Annotated in this window: 15 protein-coding genes; 8 read left to right on the forward strand and 7 right to left on the reverse strand. The window is 28.5% G+C overall.

Annotation, left to right across the window (positions count from 1 at the left end):
- Positions 1 to 5 precede the first annotated feature (5 nt).
- Positions 6 to 1,475 carry a phosphate acetyltransferase gene (pta, locus tag L8X40_RS05710; protein ID WP_214100076.1) on the reverse strand — a complete coding sequence of 490 codons (1,470 nt, stop codon included), beginning with the start codon at positions 1,473 to 1,475 and terminating at the stop codon, positions 6 to 8.
- Between the two features lie 85 nt (positions 1,476 to 1,560).
- Between pta and flgH the strand changes: the two genes are divergently transcribed.
- A complete protein-coding gene (gene flgH, locus L8X40_RS05715) occupies positions 1,561 to 2,262 on the forward strand; it encodes a flagellar basal body L-ring protein FlgH (protein WP_214100075.1) in 702 nt (233 codons plus the stop codon).
- Positions 2,263 to 2,273: 11 nt separating this feature from the next.
- Here flgH and L8X40_RS05720 read toward each other — a convergent pair whose 3' ends face one another.
- Genes L8X40_RS05720 through L8X40_RS05745 form a run of 6 tightly spaced genes read right to left on the reverse strand, consistent with a single transcriptional unit; the run spans position 2,274 to position 8,092 of the window.
- Positions 2,274 to 3,674 (reverse strand): Mur ligase family protein, encoded by a 1,401-nt coding sequence (locus tag L8X40_RS05720; RefSeq protein WP_214126284.1) that lies wholly within the window; start codon positions 3,672 to 3,674, stop codon positions 2,274 to 2,276.
- Positions 3,667 to 4,410 (reverse strand): alpha/beta fold hydrolase, encoded by a 744-nt coding sequence (locus tag L8X40_RS05725; RefSeq protein ID WP_087699048.1) that lies wholly within the window; start codon positions 4,408 to 4,410, stop codon positions 3,667 to 3,669. Before L8X40_RS05725 ends, L8X40_RS05720 begins: the two co-directional genes overlap by 8 nt.
- 2 nt (positions 4,411 to 4,412) lie before the next feature.
- Entirely contained in the window at positions 4,413 to 4,628 is a 216-nt protein-coding gene (locus tag L8X40_RS05730) for a type II toxin-antitoxin system Phd/YefM family antitoxin (RefSeq protein ID WP_087699049.1), read from the reverse strand.
- A gap of 2 nt (positions 4,629 to 4,630) precedes the next feature.
- Complete coding sequence (locus tag L8X40_RS05735) at positions 4,631 to 5,671, reverse strand: D-alanine--D-alanine ligase (RefSeq protein ID WP_214126286.1); 1,041 nt, start codon at positions 5,669 to 5,671, stop codon at positions 4,631 to 4,633.
- A 16-nt stretch (positions 5,672 to 5,687) separates the two neighbouring features.
- Positions 5,688 to 6,239, reverse strand: coding sequence for a Holliday junction branch migration protein RuvA (gene ruvA, locus L8X40_RS05740; RefSeq protein ID WP_214126287.1), 552 nt, complete (start codon positions 6,237 to 6,239; stop codon positions 5,688 to 5,690).
- The gene (locus L8X40_RS05745; RefSeq protein WP_263667506.1) at positions 6,236 to 8,092 is read right to left on the reverse strand and encodes a FapA family protein; all 1,857 of its coding nucleotides are present in this window, start codon (positions 8,090 to 8,092) and stop codon (positions 6,236 to 6,238) included. The genes ruvA and L8X40_RS05745 overlap by 4 nt, the downstream gene beginning before the upstream one ends.
- A gap of 125 nt (positions 8,093 to 8,217) precedes the next feature.
- On the opposite strand from L8X40_RS05745, the gene murJ reads away from it, so the two are divergent.
- The 7 genes from murJ to L8X40_RS05780 are packed head-to-tail and all read left to right on the forward strand — an operon-like array spanning position 8,218 to position 16,834.
- The gene (gene murJ / locus L8X40_RS05750) at positions 8,218 to 9,672 is read left to right on the forward strand and encodes a murein biosynthesis integral membrane protein MurJ (protein WP_263667507.1); all 1,455 of its coding nucleotides are present in this window, start codon (positions 8,218 to 8,220) and stop codon (positions 9,670 to 9,672) included.
- Positions 9,672 to 11,054, forward strand: a complete 1,383-nt coding sequence (gene cysS, locus L8X40_RS05755) for a cysteine--tRNA ligase (protein WP_087699054.1) — start codon at positions 9,672 to 9,674, stop codon at positions 11,052 to 11,054. The genes murJ and cysS overlap by 1 nt, the downstream gene beginning before the upstream one ends.
- Positions 11,047 to 12,810 (forward strand): ABC transporter ATP-binding protein, encoded by a 1,764-nt coding sequence (locus L8X40_RS05760; protein ID WP_214135866.1) that lies wholly within the window; start codon positions 11,047 to 11,049, stop codon positions 12,808 to 12,810. The genes cysS and L8X40_RS05760 overlap by 8 nt, the downstream gene beginning before the upstream one ends.
- Positions 12,811 to 12,860: 50 nt before the next feature.
- Positions 12,861 to 13,919, forward strand: coding sequence for a quinone-dependent dihydroorotate dehydrogenase (locus tag L8X40_RS05765; RefSeq protein ID WP_087699056.1), 1,059 nt, complete (start codon positions 12,861 to 12,863; stop codon positions 13,917 to 13,919).
- A complete protein-coding gene (locus tag L8X40_RS05770) occupies positions 13,916 to 15,169 on the forward strand; it encodes a M16 family metallopeptidase (RefSeq protein WP_263667508.1) in 1,254 nt (417 codons plus the stop codon). The genes L8X40_RS05765 and L8X40_RS05770 overlap by 4 nt, the downstream gene beginning before the upstream one ends.
- Positions 15,159 to 16,055 carry a 4-hydroxy-tetrahydrodipicolinate synthase gene (gene dapA / locus L8X40_RS05775; protein ID WP_087699058.1) on the forward strand — a complete coding sequence of 299 codons (897 nt, stop codon included), beginning with the start codon at positions 15,159 to 15,161 and terminating at the stop codon, positions 16,053 to 16,055. Before L8X40_RS05770 ends, dapA begins: the two co-directional genes overlap by 11 nt.
- A complete protein-coding gene (locus L8X40_RS05780; protein ID WP_087699059.1) occupies positions 16,055 to 16,834 on the forward strand; it encodes an enoyl-ACP reductase in 780 nt (259 codons plus the stop codon). The genes dapA and L8X40_RS05780 overlap by 1 nt, the downstream gene beginning before the upstream one ends.
- Positions 16,835 to 16,871 lie beyond the last annotated feature (37 nt).

The raw sequence follows: 16,871 nt of genomic DNA on the forward strand, positions 1-16,871 counted from the left end.
TCTCCTTATTCTTGTGCTTGAATAGCACTTAAAATCACAGTATTAATAATATCTTCTACCAAACAACCTCTACTTAAATCATTAATTGGCTTTTTAAGACCTTGTAAAATCGGGCCAATAGCTAAAGAATTTGCTGTTCTTTGCACTGCTTTATAGCAAATATTTGCCGCATTTAAATCAGGAAACACATATACATTTGCCTTTCCTGCTACTTTAGAATTTGGCATTTTACTTTTTGCTGTTAGCATATCATATGCTGCATCAAATTGTATAGGACCTTCTAGCTCAAGTTGAGGATATTTTTCTTTAGCTATTTTAGTAGCTTCTTTAATTGCATCCACGCTAACCCCACTTCCGCTATCTCCACTAGAATATGAAAGCAAAGCCACTTTAGGATCAAGTCCAAAAGCCTTAGCACTATTTGCACTTACATAAGCGATTTCAGCAAGTTGTTCAGGGGTTGGATTTGGCATAACAGCACAATCAGCAAAAACCAAAACCTTATCTTCTAAAGACATAAAAAACATACCAGAAACCAAACTCACATCAGGTTTTGTTTTGATAATTTGCAAAGCAGGACGAATAGTTTCAGCAGTAGTTGTACTTGCACCACTTACCATAGCATGCGCTTTTTGAGTATGTACAAGCAAGGTCGCAAAATATGTTTTATCTTGTACTAACTTTTTAGCTTCTTCTTTACTCATACCTTTACTTTTTCTAGCTTCATACAAAAGCTCTTCAAATTCTTCATTATATTGAGAATTTTTAGGATTTATAATACGTACACCATCGATATTAATATTTAAACTATTAGCTTTAGCACAAATTTCATTGCTATCGCCTAGCAAAATCAAATCAACAATCTCATTTTGCATTAAAAACTCACTAGCTTTTAATACTCTTTCATCAAAACTTTCAGGTAAAACCACTATTTTTTTATCTGCTTTTGCTTTTTCAAAAAGCTCATAAGAAAATCTTGCCTGAGTTTTATAGGTATATTCTTGTAATAAATCTTGAGTAAAATCTTCATTTTCTTTTAATAAAACAAAGTCGCTAAGCTTTTGGCTTAGTAAGAAATTTAACATAGTATGATTTTCATCTTGACTTTTTGCATATAATGGAGTATTTAGCTCTTTAGCTAAGGCTATATTTAAACTCAAATCACCCATCAAGCCAAAATCATCTACTCCAACCACTATAACAAAATCATTTTCTTTTTTTAATTTTTCATAATCTTGAATTATTTTTTTAAAAAAATCATTTGAATTTTGAGTAAATTTGCTTTGATAATCATTTTTTTCAAAACTACTAAAAAAATCTAGTTTAGTATTATTTTTTGAGCATATTAAAGCAATTTTTTCTTTATTTTTCTCACAAAAAATAGGAAAATAAAAAACTATTTTACCTTGAACTTTTTCTAAAGACTGTGTTAAAAATTTCTCATCAACACAATTTAATAAAAACATGGATTTCATTTTTTCCTCTTTTTTAACAAAATAATTGTTTTTTTGTAATATAATAATTTTAAAATTCATCACAATAATATAAGGTTATAAAGCTATGAAATTTAAAAATGTTAATTTTTACTTGTTACCTTTTGTAATGTTTGGTTGTAGTGCTACAGTCGATCCACATATTAATATGAAGCCCCCAACTTATGTAGAAGAATTAGCTCCAAAGCAAAATCATAACACCCAAAGTAATCCTGGATCGCTGTTTGGTAAAGGAGATAATCCTTTATTTTCTGATAAAAAAGCAATGAATGTAAATGATTTAGTTACCGTAGTCATTAGAGAGAATGCTACGCAAAACTCGCAAGGCTCCAAAGCTACAAGTAAAAACAATAATGTTAATTTAGGCGGAGGACAAATAACCACTGGTGCTGGACTTAGCAAAGCTAGAGATTTTATCAACGATTATACAAACATAGGTTATACCACAGCAAGTACTTCACAATATGAAGGTACAGGAAGCCAAACTAGAAGTGAAAATTTCCAAACCACCATTTCTGCTAGAGTAATTAAAGTTTTATCTAATGGAAATTATTTTATAGAGGGAAGTCGTGAGCTTTTAATCAATGGTGAAAAACAAATCATTCAGCTAAGTGGGGTTATAAGACCTTATGATATTTCTCAGGATAATATGATAGATAGTAAATATATAGCTGATGCGAAAATTCTTTATAAAACCGAAGGTGATATTGACAAATCTACACGCAAGCCTTGGGGAACAAAATTTATGGAGACCATTTGGCCTTTTTAAGCTAAATGGTTTTACATAAAACTTGGCGCATCATTAGAAAATAAAATCAAATCTCCATTTTGAGTTAATTTTGATAAAGCTTGTACAAGTTGAGATTTTTCTTTTAATACATAAAAATCTAATGTAATATATTTTTGCAAAATCGTGCTATTAGCCTCTGAAGTAATAATTACAAAATCAAAACATTCATTGATTATCTTACATAATTTTATATTTTCTTCTTCATTAACTTCAACTATACCAGGAGTTACCAAAATTTTTCTTCCTTGATAGTTTTTACAAAGCTCATAGCTTTGACTCATACCCTTAAAATTTCCATTAAAGCCATCATCTATGATAAATTTAGGTTCTTTAGAAATCACTTGCAAACGATGCTCTACTGCTTTTAATTTCGATACGCTTTTTATAATATTTTCTATTTTAATTCCTAAATAATGTGCAAGCAAAATACATACACTAATATTATAAGCATTAAAAGCACCTAATAAATTCGCATGAAAGTCATAAATACTATCATCTAATCTTATTTTAAAATCTAAACCTTCCAAACTTGCCCTAACATCACTTAAACAATCATCATAAAATTCATTTTCATATAAAGTGCTTGAATGTAAAAAGTATTTTTCCAAGCGCTTAGATTTTAAAGCTTGTAACTTAGCACTGCGGATATTATCTTGAGTTTTAAAATACTCCAAATGCGCCAAACCAATCTCACCAACTATGCAAATTTGAGGATTTAAAAACTCTGTAATTTCTAAAATATCATTTTGCTCTCTTGCGCCAGCTTCTACGATATAAATTTCAGTATTTTTTTCCAAATTTTCATTGATATCTTTTACTATACCCATAAAAGTATTAACACTTCTTGGAGTTTTATAGCACTTAAACTCATCTTTTAAAAGTTCGTATAAAAAATTTTTTATACTTGTTTTTCCAAAACTTGCAGTAATTAGAATAATTTTTAAATTTGGATTATCACAAATCTTTTTATTTGCCTTTTTTATAAATGTATTTTGGTTTATTTGTTCTACCAAAAAGCTTAATAAAAATGCGACTACTAAAGCTTCTAAACCAATCCAAAAAAATGGCATAAATACTAAAGTAAAAAGCGACAAAAATAAAAAATAACGCTTAATTCTAGCAGTAAAAACCAGCTTTTTATCTAAATTTTTATATAAGTATCCACCATATAGCAAAGATAAAGCAAAAACTATAAAATATAAATAAAAATTTCCACTATATAAAGAAAACACAAAAGCAAAATAAGGAATTATTAAAAAATATAAATGCCACAAGGGTTTAGCAAAATGTAAAATTATGCGTGAGAATTTATAAGAGTACCATTGTAAGGCTAAAATCAGGTAAAATCCAAGTAAAAAATTCAAACTTAAAAAAGCTATCATACTAATCATTTTTTAAAAATTCCTCATGTATTTTTTCATTTATAAAATCAGCATGTTTTAAAAAGAAAAAATGATCTCCATCTAATGCAAAAAATTTCCCTTTTTGTGCTAGAGAATGAATAATCGCTCCACTTTTTAAAGGCGTAGCCTTATCTTCATTACCCCAAAAAATCAAAATAGGATTTTTAAGTTTTTGAAATTCATTTTCCAAATTTTCATTAACAACCTTTTTAAAGGTTTCATACATCACTTCATTCATACCTTGAGCGTCTTTGCTAATAAAAAATTTCCTCCAAAAATCTCCGTAAGGAAGATTTTTTAAAATTTTAAATAAGGCTATTTTAAATTTCACTTTAAAACTTTTTGGTAAAACTACACCTGCGCTAGAGAGTAAAATCAAACCTTGAAAATTAGTATTTTGACACATAATAGTCGCAACTTTTCCGCCAAAAGAATGCCCCATTAAATAATCTGCTTTTTGTTCTATCGTAGTTAAAAAATCTTCTACAACCTTGGCATAAGCATAAGAATCCATAGGTGCATCTATACTTGAATTTCCAAAACCAGGCAAATCTAAATAAATTTGTTTAAAATCACTCAAAGGTTTTTCAAAAGCTTGTTTCATAAGCTCTTTATTAGCACCCCAACCATGTAAAATAAGAATTGTTTTTTCACATTTTGGATTGATGATTTCATAACTTAAATTATAAAAATACCCATTAGAATATACTCTAGTTTTTGCCATTTCTAGCCTTTTTTATCTTTGTAAATCTTTTCTAAAAGCATCACAGCTTCATTTAAACGCTCATATTCTTCAAAGTTCAAAAGTACAGCTTCAAATTTATTGTTTTTTACAATCACCACCCTACCATTTTCACTCTTTTTTGTTTTTTCAAGCATAGTACTGAAATTTCTTACCACTTCAGTTGCAGTATAAATTTCATCTTTGCTAAAAGTAGCCATGATTATAATTTACCTTTTTGTCCATTAATGCTGTGAATAAAAGCATAATCAATCTTAATTTGCTTTTCTAATTCTATATTTTTAGCTAAATTATTAATCACATTAGTAAAATCTTCAAATAAATAATTTGCTAATGATCCTGGATTTGGATTGATTTCATTTAAATAAACCTCATCATCTATCACAAAAAAATCACAGCGAATCAAAGCTCCTTTAAACAAAGGATTATAAATTCTTATAAAATTATCCCTTAGTTTTTGTTTTAACTCTTCACTAATATTTGCTTCACTGACTTTGGAACTTTCTGAAAAACCTAAATATTTTTGTTCAAAATCTAAAATTTCATTTTTTTTAGGCTCTTCAATGATAGAAAATTCCATTTTTTCACCTATCATACAACCTGCTAAGTTATACTCTTTAATATTGCTTACAAATTGTTCAACCACAACATCCTCATCAAATTCAAAAGCAACATCTTTAGCATACTTAAGCTCACTTTCATCTTTAACTATACTTATACCTATACTACTACCCAATCTTGCAGGCTTTAAAATACAAGGAAAGTCCAAAGAAATATTTTGCTCTTTATGTAAATTTAAAACTTTATAATCAAGTGTTTTTACTCCTACGCTTTGTGCATAAAGTTTAGTTAAAACCTTATTAAAAGATAAAACACTAGCTTCTATGCGTGGTCCTATGTATTTTATACCATAAAAATCAAGCAAAGCAGCTATTTTGCCATCTTCACCATCTTTTCCATGTACAATATTTATCGCTATATCAATATCAAGTTTTTTCTCACCTAACATAGTTTTTATAAAAAATCCACCCTGCTTTAACACCAAGGTTTTTTCTTTTTTATAAGCACCACTACTAAAAGTTTTTGCATTCATTTTTTCTTCATCTATAAGAAAAAATTCCTTATTTTTATCACAAAATATAAATTTTTTTTGCACTTTGAGTACTTTTTTTAATACCACAGCACTCACAATGCTAATTTCATGCTCATAAGAATTTGCACCAAAAATTACACCATATATCATTATATTTTTCCTTTTATTATGCTAATTTTTTCAAAGCCTCTTTAATAAGCTCACTAGTATTTTTACTCTCACAAGTTCTTAAAACTTTTAAAATATTTTCTTGTTTAAAGCCAAGTGAAAGTAAGGCTGCTAAAGCTTGTGCTTGGTCTTGATTAGAATTTTCTATATTGATTTTTGCATCACTTAACTCAGCTATAATTCTTTTTGCACTCTTTGGGCCAATACCAGGAACCTTTTTAAATACATTCTCATCGCCATTTTGTAAAGCTGCATAAAAAGTATTAGTATCTAAGCTTGAGCAAAGAGCCATAGCAGTAGTTGCTCCTATACCACTAATTTTAATTAATAATTCAAACATTCTTTGCTCGTTAATATCTAAAAATCCATATAATTTATGAGAGTCTTCTTTAATAATTTGAGTGATTAAAAACTCAACCTTTTGACCTTTTTCAAAATTACTTGAGCAAAAAAGTGATACATAAACACCATAACTTACTCCACTTGAAGTCTTTAAAATTACAAAAGTAGGCTCTTTTTTACTCACTATTCCTTCAATCGCCACTATCATTTAGCTTCTTCCTTGTAATTGCTAATAGAGCGAATTTCATAAACGCTCGTTCCATTTTCAGTATCTATTTTTTCAAGTTCAAAACATTGGATTTTTTCCTCACTATGAGGATGATAACTTAGCACTTTTCTAGGATTTAACAAATTAAATTTAATTTCATTTAGATCTGTCCATTTTCCGCTTTTATTAATAATTTTAGATTGTAAAAGTTCATCTTGAATTTTTTTAAGTTTTTCTATATTTGCTTTTTCTTCTTCTTTTGAAGTTTCTATTTTGTTAGCTAAAACACTTAAACTTTCGATTTTTTGATTAAAATCTTTAATAGTAGCTTTATAAGCTTGCGGTATAGCTCTTTTTGCGCTCATTAGTTCTTTTACTTTTTGCTGTAAAATTCTTACAGAATCTTTACTAACATGAATAATATGCTTAGTATCTTCAATTTCTTTAGCTAAGGCTTCTTGCTCTTTTTTTAACTCTTCAATATGTAAAAGTATTTCTTCTCCACTTTTTTCTTTATCAAAAGCTTTAAGATCTTGAATTACAAGTTTATTGCCACTTCCTTGAATTTTTTCAATATTAATTAGACTTTTAGCACTACAAAAACAATTTCCTCCAAGCTCCTGTATATAAATTTCATCTGCAATAATCTCCCCACCTATAGCCTTTTTAATATTTACCTTTTTAGCTTTAATAATTCCATTTTCCAAGGTTTCAGCTTCTAGTTCTTGAGCCTCACAATATCCTCTTAAAATATTAACTTCAACCTTTTGTCCTATAATGGTGCTTTTATGATGCATATTACCCTTAAGAACCACTTTTTTACCTCTTAAAACAGAATCTTGAGCTATATTACCAGTAACTTCTAGTTCCTGAGCTTCTACGGTAATTCTAGGACCTACGGCATCCTCTAATGAGTTAGTGTTTTTGATCACAACAATTACTCGCTTATCAAAACCAGCCCAAATAGAACCCGTACTTTTAAAATCAACTTTACTAAATTCTAAATAATTTTCTATCTCATAAATAGATTTTCTTTGGATAATAAAACCATCTTTTTTGGCAATATATTTTATACTTTCATCATCTTCTTTTGTTTCAAAATTATCTGAACAAATAACTTTTTCTTTGTTTGTTTTTGGCGGAAGAGTTTTTAAAATTTTAAACCTTAAATCTTTACCATCACTACCTTCTTTTGGCTTAATCTTCTCAATAGCCACCTCATCTTTTCCTATAGGTGCAACATAATTTCTATTCATCACGTCATTGTGTTTTTTTAGATTTTCTAGATAGTGATATTTAATTTCTTCATTTGTAGGCTCTTGTGGATCAACTCCCTTACACACTTCAAATTCAACTTCAAAATCAAATTTTTGTTTTTCCTTAACTTTGGTATTAAAATCAATAATTTGTTTTTTAAAATCAAAATTCCTAAATCCAAGCAAATACTTCTCTTTTATCATCGCTTTATAAATGGCCTCTAAAAGCTCTAGTGCTAATTTATCATGAAAGGCAATAACTTCACTAGCTCTAACATTAGCTTTTAATAAAGTACATATTTCGTTGGTATGCAAACTAATCTCAAAAGCTGGTGAGCGTACAAATTTTTTAAAATAAATTTCTATTTTATACTCTTGTTCTATATTTAAATCATGATTTAAAAATTTTTCATCTTCTTCAAAAATTTTCAATTCTTTTTCATTAACTTTTATCCATTTTTGATTATCATAAGTATAAGAAGTGCTAAAACTTAACAATCTAAAATCAAGCTCTTCAACTTCGCATTTATTTTCAGAAGCAAACATCAAAAGCTCTTTATAAGGGTCTTTAGTATATAAAATTTTCTTCTCTTCCATAGCTTAAGCTTCCTTATTGTATATAAAATTTTGATTTTAGCAAAAATAAAATCAAAATTTAGTTAAAATTATTGCTATAAAAAAATTTTATAATACTCAAACTAATGTTTAAAGAATGAAAATTAATGAGAAAAAATATTGTTTTTAAAAATTTCATCATCAATGCCTTAGGAATTTTATTTTCTAGGATTATGGGCGTTTTAAGAGATATTGTTTTAGCTTTATATTTAGGAGCTGGAATTTATAGTGATATTTTCTTTGTAGCTTTAAAAATGCCTGCTTTTTTTAGAAGAATTTTTGCAGAAGGGGCCTTTGGACAAGCTTTTTTACCAAGTTTTTTAAAAGCAAGTAAAAAAGGTGCTTTTTGCATAAATATCTTATTGCAATTTAGCATTATTGTTTTTTTAACCTGTGTTTTAGTAAGTTTTTTTGCTGAATTTTTTACAAAAATTTTCGCCTTTGGCTTTAATAAAGAAACGATTATCCTAGCCGCGCCTTTAGTTTCTATTAATTTTTGGTATTTGTTTTTTATTTTTTTAGTAACTTTTTTAGGCTCTTTGTTAAATTACAAACAAAATTTTTTCATCACTTCTTTTTCTGCTTCATTTTTTAATCTTTTTGTTGTCATTGCAGGTTTTTTTGTCAATCAAGATGAGCCTTTAGAGGCTTTGTATTATTTTTCATATGCGACTGTTTTAAGCGGTCTAGCTCAACTTATATGGCATATTTTTGCTTTAAAAAACACTAGAATTTTAAAAAGTATGTATTTAAGCATAAAACTTAAAAAAATAAAAACTAATTTAGATAAGTTCCACTCTACTTTTACTCATGGACTTTTAGGCTCTTCAGCAAACCAAATTAGTTCATTATTAGATACTACTATAGCTAGTTTTTTAATGGCCGGAAGTATTTCGTATTTGTATTATTCTAATAGGGTTTTTCAGCTTCCTTTAGCTCTTTTTGCAATCGCTCTAAGTCAAGTAAGCTTCCCAAAAATACTAAGACATTTAAAAGCAAATGAAGAACAAAAAGCCTTAGCTTTTATGCAAAAAGCTTTTGAGTATTTAAGCGTACTTTTGATTTTAGCTAGTATAGTAGGGATTATTTTAGCTAAAGAAATTGTGGAGTTTTTATTTCAAAGAGGAAATTTTAATCAAGAAGATACAAAAATCACTGCATTTTTATTACAAGCTTATCTTTTAGGACTTTTACCTTTTGGTTTGCAAAAACTTTTTTCTTTATGGCTTTATGCTAAATTTAAACAAAAAATAGCCGCTATAATAGCCTTTAAAACACTTTTTATATCAGCATTTTTTAGCATAGTGATTATTTTACTTATCAAAGAAGAAGCTTATAAAAGCTTAGGTATTGCACTCGCCTCATCTATTAGTGCTTTTTATTTACTGTATGCTAATATTAAAGAATTTGGTTTTAAAAATCTTTGGGGTATTTTTAGGGTTAAATTTTGGCTTATAAGTATAGTATTTTTAAGTTTATTTGCTTTAGGCTTATTTGAGATTAAAGATATTTTAATACAATTTTTAATTGAAATTTATCATTTTTTTAAAGGCTTATTTTAATGATTTTTTTTGATAGTGTTTTAAAGAAAAAATGCGAATTTATCCCACATGAGGCAAAAAAAGCAAATATTTATTTATGCGGACCTACTGTATATGATGATGCACATTTAGGACATGCAAGAAGTAGTGTATGTTTTGATTTTTTAAGAAGAGTTTTACTAGCAAGTGATTATGAAGTAATTTTTGCTAGAAATTACACTGATATTGATGATAAAATCTTAAAAAAAATGCAAGAAAGTGGTAAAAGCTTAGAAGAAATTACAAATTTTTATATTAAAAGATATGAAGAGGATATGAAAACACTTAATATCTTAGAGCCTAACTTTAAGCCAAAAGCTACAGCTTATATTGAGCAAATGATTACTTATATAGAAAAGCTTTTAGAATTAAACCTAGCTTATAAACTTGAAGATGGAATTTATTTTGATACCAGCAAGGATGATAAATACTTTTATATTTCTAAAAGAAACTTAGAAGATAATCAATCGCGCTTAGAAGAAAGTGTGGCTAAAAAAAATGATAGCGATTTTGTCTTGTGGAAATTTGATGAAAAATTTTATCCTGCAAGCTTTGGCAAAGGGAGACCAGGTTGGCACACAGAATGCGTTGTGATGATAGAGAGTCTTTTTAAAGATAAACTTGATATTCATGCAGGGGGCATAGATTTACTTTTTCCTCATCATGAAAATGAAGCTTGTCAGTGTCGTTGTAAAAACAATCATGAGTTGGCTAATTTTTGGCTGCATAATGGCTTTGTGCAAATTAATGGCGAAAAAATGAGCAAAAGCTTAGGAAATAGTTTTTTTCTAAAAGATTCTTTAAAACTTTTTAGTGGAGAGGTTTTGAGATTTTATCTTTTAAGCGTACATTATAGAGCACATTTTAACTATGCTTTAGAAGACTTACAAGCTACTAAAAAAAGACTTGATAAATTTTACCGCTTAAAAAAACGCTTAAATTTAAATGCTTTTATAGATGAAAAAACTACCATAGAAAGTGAAGTAGCTAAAAATATCTTAGAAGTTTTAAATGATGATTTAAATACCTCTAAAGCCTTGGCTTTACTTGATGAGTTTATCAATGAAAGTAATATTTATTTAGATAAAAACTCAAAAGACAAAGCTTATAAAATACAAGTAGAAAAAACTTTAAAAGAACTTGCTTTTATTTTTGGTATAGGTTTTATAGATACTATAAAATATTTTCAATTTGGCATTAGTGAAGAAAAATGTCAAGAAATAGAAGAAAAAATCACTCTACGCAACAAGGCAAAGCAAGAAAAAAACTATGCCCTAGCAGATCAAATCCGTGATGATTTAGCTAAAGAGAATATTCTTTTAATGGATACACCAAATGGTGTGGTATGGGAGAAAAATGGATAAAAATTACAAAGAAATGAAGCTTAAAGAGGTATTTACTCGCTTTAAGCCTTATTATAAAGATTATTGGTTTTATTTTGTTTTAGCTATTATTGGCATGCTTTTAACTAGTGGTGGCACAGCTGCTAGTGCATACATCATAGAGCCTATTTTAAATAAAATTTTTATAGAAAAAAATGTTGATTTGCTTTATTATATGCCTTTACTTGTTGTTTTAATTTATGCTTTAAAAAATCTTGGTGCTTATATGCAAGTTTATTATATATCTTATGTTGGGACAGATATTTTAAGAAGATTAAGAGAATTAGTTCTTGGCAATCTTTTACGCTTAGATATGAGCTTTTTTCATAAATACAGAAGCGGAGAATTAATCAGCCGGTGTACTTCTGATATTGGAGCTTTACAAAATATAGTTTCTACTATCATACCTGAAATTTTAAGAGAAAGTTTAACCGCGATTGGACTTTTAAGTGTTGTTATTTATCAAAGTCCAAAACTTGCTTTTTTTGCTTTAGTTATTTTACCTTTAGCAATTTACCCTCTTGCTATTTTTGCTAAAAAAATCAAAAAAATAGGACGCAATACTCAAGAAAAAAATTCTGATCTTACTTCAAGATTAAGTGAAATCTTTTCTAATATAGAGCTTATTAAAGCATCTAATGCAGGTAAAAATGAAATGCAAAAATTCAGCCAAACTAATAGCGAAGTTTGTAAACTTTCCTTAAAAGGCATTAGAATTGAGGCTTTAAGTAGCCCTTTAATGGAATCTATGGGTTCAATTGGTTTTGCTGTGGTGATTATAGTGGGTGGTAAAGAAGTAATCGATGGAAGTTTAAGTATAGGTTCTTTTTTTAGCTTTACTACAGCTTTATTTATGGCTTACACTCCTATTAAAAGACTTTCTTCACTTTATACAAGATTACAAAATGCAGTAGCAGCTAGCGAGAGAACTTTTTATTTAACTGATTTAGAACCACAGATTAAAGGTGGTAAAGAAAAACTTACAGAAAATATCCAAAATATTCATTTTAAAAATGTCTCTTTAAGCTATCAAAAAGATAAAAAGGTATTAAAAGATGTAAATTTTTCTTTTAATAAAGGAGAAATTCTAGCCTTAGTTGGATCAAGCGGTGGAGGAAAATCTTCTATTATCAATCTTTTAATGTATTTTTTTGAAAAAGATAGTGGTGAAATTTTAATCAATCAAAAAGACATTAGTTCTTTTGATATTGTTAGTTTAAGAGAAAATATTTCTTTAGTAACTCAAAATATTTATATATTTAATGACACTATAGCTCAAAATATTGCTTATGCTAAAGAATACGATGAAGCGCGTGTAATAGAGGTTTTAAAACAAGCTAATGCTTATGATTTTGTTCAAGAGCTTGGTGGTATACATACTGAATTAAAAGAGCATGGAAAAAATCTCTCAGGTGGGCAAAAACAACGCATTGCTATAGCAAGAGCTTTATACAAAAATCCTCAAATTTTAATTTTTGATGAAGCAACTTCAGCACTTGATAATGAAAGTGAAAAAGCCATAGTAAAAACTATAGAAAACTTAAAAAAAGATCGCTTAATACTTATCATCGCTCATAGACTTAGCACCATAGAAAACGCTGATAAAATCGCTGTGCTTGATAAAGGAAAAATAGCTTCTGTAGGAAATGATGCTTATTTGATGCAACATTGTGAAATTTATCAAAAATTAAAACAAAAAGCACAAAAAACTGATAAAGTCAAAGAAAATGAAAACTAAGAATTATCATTTTTTTAGTACAATATGCTATTTTGTAAAAAAGGAAAAATATGACTTATGAAAGCTTAAAACCTTTAATATATAAATTAGATCCAGAAAATGCTCATGCTTTAGCTGAATTTAGCATGCGAACGCTAGATTGTATATTTCCTGGAGGGCTTAGTTTTTTTGCAAAAGATTGTGTAATAAATGATGAAATTTTAAATCAAGAAATTTTTAATTTAAATTTTTATAATCCTGTGGGCTTAGCAGGTGGCTTTGATAAAAATGCAACTATGATAAGACCGCTAAGTGCTTTAGGTTTTGGCTTTTTAGAATATGGAACTTTCACCCCAAAACCTCAAAGTGGCAACGAAAAACCTAGACTTTTTAGACTTGTTGAACAAGAAAGTATTCAAAATGCTATGGGTTTTAATAATAAAGGTAAAGATGCTATCGCAAAAGAAGTAAAAAAAGTCTATCCTTTTAGCATACCTTTAGTGGCAAATATAGGCAAAAATAAAATCACTCCAAATGAAGAAGCTATTAATGATTATATTATTTTATTAAAAGAATTTAAAGATTTGTGTGATTTATTTGTGATTAATATATCCTCTCCAAATACCAAAAATTTAAGAGATTTACAAAGTGAGGAATTTGTAAGCATCTTATTTAATCAAGCAAAAGAAATTACAAATAAACCTGTGATTTTAAAAATTGCTCCAGATATGAATATAGATAGTGCAATTTCACTTTGCAAAAGTGCAATTAAAGCAAAAGCTGATGGTATTATCATGGCAAATACTAGTATAGATTATTCTTTGATTGATAATACAAGAACCTTTGGCGGAATTAGTGGTAGATTAATCACCCAAAAAAGTGCGACATTTTTTAAAGAAGTAGCTAAAGAAATTTATAAAGATACTATTTTAATAGCAAGTGGTGGTATAGATAGTGCCGAACTTGCTTATGAGCGCATTAAAAATGGAGCTAGTTTAGTTCAAATTTATACAGCTATGATTTTTAAAGGACCAAGCATTGTTAAAAATATCAATCAAGGACTAATTGAGCTTTTAAAACAAGATGGTTTTAATCATATTAGTCAAGCTATAGGAGTTAATTTTAAATGATTAATTATAAAAAAATCACCCTTGAAAATGAACTTGAAATTTATACTTTACCTGTAAATAAAAAAAGTGGGGTTATAAGTATAGATATTTTTTATAAAGTTGGTTCAAGAAATGAAAAAATGGGAAAAAGTGGCATAGCTCATATGCTTGAACATTTAAATTTTAAAAGTACAAAAAATTTAAAAGCGGGTGAATTTGATGAAATAGTTAAAGGTTTTGGTGGAGTAGATAATGCGAGCACTGGCTTTGACTATACGCATTATTTTATAAAATGCTCTAGTGAAAATTTAGATAAATCCTTATGGCTTTTTGCTGAATTAATGCGTAATTTAAATTTAAAGGATGATGAGTTTCAACCCGAAAGAAATGTAGTTTTAGAAGAAAGACGTTGGAGAACGGATAATAATCCTTTAGGATATTTATATTTTAGATTATACAATCATGCCTTTTTACATCATCCATATCATTGGACTCCAATAGGCTTTTTTAAAGATATACAAAATTGGAAAATAGAAGATATACAAGATTTTCATCAAACTTTTTATCAACCCAAAAATGCTATTTTGCTTGTGAGTGGCGATATTAATGAAGATGAAGTTTTTGCTTTAGCTAAAAAACATTTTCAAGATATAAAAAACACCAAAGAAATCCCTATAGTTCATGAAAAAGAACCTGAACAAGATGGTGCTAAACGCGTGATCTTGCACAAAGAAAGCGATACGCAACTACTAGCACTTGCATACAAAATTCCTGCATTTAATCATGAAGATATGCCAAAACTTTGCGCATTGAGTGAGCTTTTAGGTAATGGAAAAAGTTCTTTAATAAGTGAAATTTTAATTGATAAATTAGAACTTATCAATGAATTTTACGCTTATGCAAGTGAAAATATAGATGAGAATTTATTTATATTTATTTGTGTTTGCAACGAAGGTATAAAAGCAGAAGATGTTGAAAAAGAGCTTTTGAAAATTCTTGAAGATGTAAAAAATGCTAAATTTGATGATGCTATCATGGAAAAAATCAAAAATACTGTAAAAAGTGATTTTATTTTTTCATTAAGCAATGCAAGTAGCGTTGCAAATATTTATGGATCTTATCTTGCAAAAGGTGATTTAAAACCTTTGCTTGATTATGAAAAAAATATAGAAAATCTAAGCAAAGATGATTTAATTCATTGTGCTAGAAAATATTTCAATGAAAACAAATCCACTACAATAATCTTAAAAAGGGGTGAAAATGGACAATAACATCATCATAGGAGCAATGACAGCTTTAATAACTCCATTTAAAAATGGAAAATTAGACGAACAAACTTATCACAAACTCATCAAAAGACAAATAGCAAATGGAATTGATGCAATAGTGCCTGTTGGAACAACCGGAGAAAGTGCCACCTTAACCCATGAAGAACATAGAATTTGTATAGAAATAGCTTTAGATGCTTGCAAGGGAAGTTCTTGTAAGGTTTTAGCAGGAGCGGGAAGCAATGCTACACATGAAGCTGTAAGTTTGGCTAAATTTGCACAAGAACATGGGGCTGATGGAATTTTAAGCGTTACTCCATATTATAACAAACCCACACAAGAAGGTTTGTATTTACATTATAAAGAAATAGCAAAAAGTATAGATATACCTGTGCTTTTATACAACGTGCCAGGAAGAACAGGTTGTGAACTTCAAACAGAAACTATTATAAGATTATTTAGAGATTGTGAAAATATTTATGGAGTAAAAGAAGCTAGTGGGAGTATTGATAAATGCGTTGATTTGCTAGCACATGAGCCTAGAATAATGCTTTTAAGCGGGGAAGATGCAATTAATTATCCTATACTTTCAAATGGCGGTAAAGGTGTGATTTCAGTTACTTCAAATTTACTTCCTGATATGATTTCAAAATTAACTCATCTAGCTTTAGAAGAAAAATATATTGAAGCTAAAAAAATTAATGATGAGTTGTATAATATCAATAAAATTTTATTTTGCGAAAGCAATCCTATACCTATTAAAGCAGCAATGTATATAGCAGGTTTAACTCCTACTTTAGAATATCGTTTGCCACTTTGTAAACCTAGTGATTGCAATTTAGCAAAAATAGAAGCGATTATGAAAAACTATAATATCAAAGGATTTTAATGGATACTTTTTTTCAAAACAAAACTTTAGTAATTAGCGGTGGAACAAGAGGGATTGGTAAAGCTATTGTATATGAGTTTGCAAAAGTAGGAGCTAATGTAGCTTTTACTTATAATTCTAACGCAGATTTAGCTCAAGAAATTGTAAAAGATTTAGAAAATAACTATAAAATCAAAGCTAAAGCTTATGAGTTTAACATACTTGAACCAGAAACCTATAAAGACTTATTTGAAAAAATCGATCAAGATTTTGACAGAATAGATTTTTTCATCTCTAATGCTATTATCTCAGGTCGTGCCGTTGTAGGTGGATATACTAAATTTATGAAATTAAAACCTCGTGGAATAAATAATATTTTCACAGCAACTGTAAATGCTTTTGTAGTTGGAGCACAAGAAGCAGCAAAAAGAATGGAAAAAGTTGGTGGGGGTAGTATATTATCTATTTCTTCAACAGGAAATTTAGTGCATATTGAAAACTATGCAGGACACGGTACAGCAAAAGCAGCAGTTGAGGCTATGGCAAGATATGCTGCAACTGAACTTGGTTCTAAAAACATTCGCGTAAATGTAGTAAGTGGTGGGCCAATTGACACTGATGCGCTTAAAGCATTTACAAATTATGAAGAAGTTAAAAATGCAACTATTAATCTTAGCCCACTAAACCGTATTGGACAGCCTCAAGATTTAGCAGGAGCATGTTTATTTTTATGTTCTGATAAAGCAAATTGGATTACAGGACACACCTTAATCGTAGATGGTGGTACAACTTTTAAATGATTCATTACCCCATTTTGGGGTATTTTCTTTAAACACA

The organism is Campylobacter sp. CNRCH_2013_0855, from assembly GCF_025773025.1.
GTDB lineage: Bacteria > Campylobacterota > Campylobacteria > Campylobacterales > Campylobacteraceae > Campylobacter_D > Campylobacter_D jejuni_C.

Excerpts from the sequence above, each read along its gene's own strand:
- pta (WP_214100076.1), bottom strand. The coding sequence starts at position 1,475 with ATGAAATCCATGTTTTTATTAAATTGTGTTGATGAGAAATTTTTAACA.
- flgH (WP_214100075.1), top strand. The coding sequence starts at position 1,561 with ATGAAATTTAAAAATGTTAATTTTTACTTGTTACCTTTTGTAATGTTT.
- L8X40_RS05720 (WP_214126284.1), bottom strand. The coding sequence starts at position 3,674 with ATGATTAGTATGATAGCTTTTTTAAGTTTGAATTTTTTACTTGGATTT.
- L8X40_RS05725 (WP_087699048.1), bottom strand. The coding sequence starts at position 4,410 with ATGGCAAAAACTAGAGTATATTCTAATGGGTATTTTTATAATTTAAGT.
- L8X40_RS05730 (WP_087699049.1), bottom strand. The coding sequence starts at position 4,628 with ATGGCTACTTTTAGCAAAGATGAAATTTATACTGCAACTGAAGTGGTA.
- L8X40_RS05735 (WP_214126286.1), bottom strand. The coding sequence starts at position 5,671 with ATGATATATGGTGTAATTTTTGGTGCAAATTCTTATGAGCATGAAATT.
- ruvA (WP_214126287.1), bottom strand. The coding sequence starts at position 6,239 with ATGATAGTGGCGATTGAAGGAATAGTGAGTAAAAAAGAGCCTACTTTT.
- L8X40_RS05745 (WP_263667506.1), bottom strand. The coding sequence starts at position 8,092 with ATGGAAGAGAAGAAAATTTTATATACTAAAGACCCTTATAAAGAGCTT.
- murJ (WP_263667507.1), top strand. The coding sequence starts at position 8,218 with ATGAGAAAAAATATTGTTTTTAAAAATTTCATCATCAATGCCTTAGGA.
- cysS (WP_087699054.1), top strand. The coding sequence starts at position 9,672 with ATGATTTTTTTTGATAGTGTTTTAAAGAAAAAATGCGAATTTATCCCA.
- L8X40_RS05760 (WP_214135866.1), top strand. The coding sequence starts at position 11,047 with ATGGATAAAAATTACAAAGAAATGAAGCTTAAAGAGGTATTTACTCGC.
- L8X40_RS05765 (WP_087699056.1), top strand. The coding sequence starts at position 12,861 with ATGACTTATGAAAGCTTAAAACCTTTAATATATAAATTAGATCCAGAA.
- L8X40_RS05770 (WP_263667508.1), top strand. The coding sequence starts at position 13,916 with ATGATTAATTATAAAAAAATCACCCTTGAAAATGAACTTGAAATTTAT.
- dapA (WP_087699058.1), top strand. The coding sequence starts at position 15,159 with ATGGACAATAACATCATCATAGGAGCAATGACAGCTTTAATAACTCCA.
- L8X40_RS05780 (WP_087699059.1), top strand. The coding sequence starts at position 16,055 with ATGGATACTTTTTTTCAAAACAAAACTTTAGTAATTAGCGGTGGAACA.